The sequence below is a fragment of the Microcystis sp. M53598_WE2 genome, assembly GCF_030067735.1.
GTDB lineage: Bacteria > Cyanobacteriota > Cyanobacteriia > Cyanobacteriales > Microcystaceae > Microcystis > Microcystis aeruginosa.
On the sequence record NZ_JASJFE010001030.1, the window covers coordinates 1 to 1620 of the forward strand.

Here is a 1620-nt window from a genome sequence, read left to right on the forward strand (position 1 = left end):
AAGATTCCTCAATCTTCGGCAGTTTCAGAAATACAGCAAAATACCAAAAAAATAATTGTAATAATAGGGGAGTATTGCGAATAGTTTCCACATAAATTGTTGCTAACTGACGAATTAACCAATTATCCGACAAGCGACCTAACCCGATGACTATTCCCAGACTAATCGCCAAAAATATGCCACTAATCATAATGCGGAGGGAATTAAGCAATCCCACCAAAAGAGCGCGAAAATAGGTATCGGTGGGACTGTAGGCAATAGGAGAGTCACCAATAGCAAAAGAAGCTGGTCGGTCGGGATCAAAGAGAAATCCAAAGCCAAAACTTAAGCGTAGGCGTTGGAAATTAATCACTAAATTGCGACCAAAAAACCAGAAAATTAGGCAGACAATTAGCAGGATAATTACCTGTAGAAAAATCTTCTGAAATCGCTCATCGTACCAAAAAGAATTTTTTTGAGGTAGAGTCATATTTATTAAGTAGCTGGTTCTAATTAAATCCCCCCTATATCCCCCCTTGATCCCCCTTGATAAGGTAGGGTTGATTCATGAATCAACCCTACCCTTGATAACGGGGGTGTCTGATAATTTTTAACACCTACCTACTTATATAGTCCAGAATTTTTAACAAAAGAAATCGGTGACTTTTGGCCACCGATTGAGAAAATCAAAACATATTTAGATAACTCCCAGACGGGAAAGACCGAGGATGACACCGGCACCGAGTACATGACCAAAACTGGTAGTACCTAGTAAAGCGCCTAATCCCATACCACCGAATAAAGCGGGGGAAGGTAAAGCAGGACCGACATTTTGTTGTTGAATAGTCGCTTTACCGAAAGCAATAGCGAGAATATTGCAGATAATCATGACAATCGCCACTTTGGGACTCCATTCGCTGGAACCTTGTACGGCGGTAGCGGCCATTAATAGGGTTGAATACATTGAAATTCTCCTGAACAGGTCGTTTTAAGTTTTTAATCTTAAAGGTAGTTTTCACCCCACATCACGCCCTGTTGCAATACTTAATAATCAAAAGCAGAGGAGTCAACGATAGGGTCGATTCGTTTCCACTTCTGAACTACTCGCTTAGTACAAATTCAAGTTTAAGCCTACTTCTCTAGCGAAGACGGCTAATCCTTTCTTTTCAATGGTTTTGATAGCTTTGGTGGAGATGCGTAGTTTTACCCAACGGTTGCCTTCCGACCACCAAACTCTTTTCCATTGTAGGTTAGCTTCTTGTAATTTTTTGGTGCGACGGTGGGAGTGGGACACCGCATAGGCGTTATTGGCCTTTTTCCCCGTCATAGTACAGACTCTAGACATAATTTACTCCTGTGCGATCGATGTTTGTCAATAGTCAACCTTTCTAGTTTAACTCAAATCTCGCCAGAAGTCCCCCCTTCCCCTGGGTGAAGTGAACGGAGATAAATTTAACAGCAAGTGGGGGGATTAAGAAGTTGATTGAACCGGTTCACTGCTCAGACAATTTCGACAATTGCATCAAAGGTAATGGTGAGAATATTGTCAACAAATTTAGCTGTAATTTTTACTGGATAGAAACTATTTTAATAAGTTCTAAATAGTTTCTATTATTCTGGTTAATTCATTTTTATTTTTCC

General features: G+C 40.2%; 3 protein-coding genes. All 3 read right to left on the reverse strand.

Annotated features, from left to right (window positions below; genetic code table 11):
• Positions 1-469 (reverse strand): ABC transporter permease subunit (locus PX636_RS21170; protein ID WP_288118724.1); only part of this gene is annotated, 469 nt, incomplete at its 3' end.
• 207 nt (positions 470-676) lie between these two features.
• Complete coding sequence (gene psaK, locus PX636_RS21175) at positions 677-943, reverse strand: photosystem I reaction center subunit PsaK (RefSeq protein WP_002760753.1); 267 nt, start codon at positions 941-943, stop codon at positions 677-679.
• Positions 944-1087: 144 nt separating this feature from the next.
• Complete coding sequence (rpmB, locus tag PX636_RS21180) at positions 1088-1324, reverse strand: 50S ribosomal protein L28 (protein ID WP_002732080.1); 237 nt, start codon at positions 1322-1324, stop codon at positions 1088-1090.
• Positions 1325-1620 lie beyond the last annotated feature (296 nt).

Coding starts and splice junctions, on each gene's coding strand:
- psaK (WP_002760753.1), bottom strand. CDS start 943: ATGTATTCAACCCTATTAATGGCCGCTACCGCCGTACAAGGTTCCAGC.
- rpmB (WP_002732080.1), bottom strand. CDS start 1,324: ATGTCTAGAGTCTGTACTATGACGGGGAAAAAGGCCAATAACGCCTAT.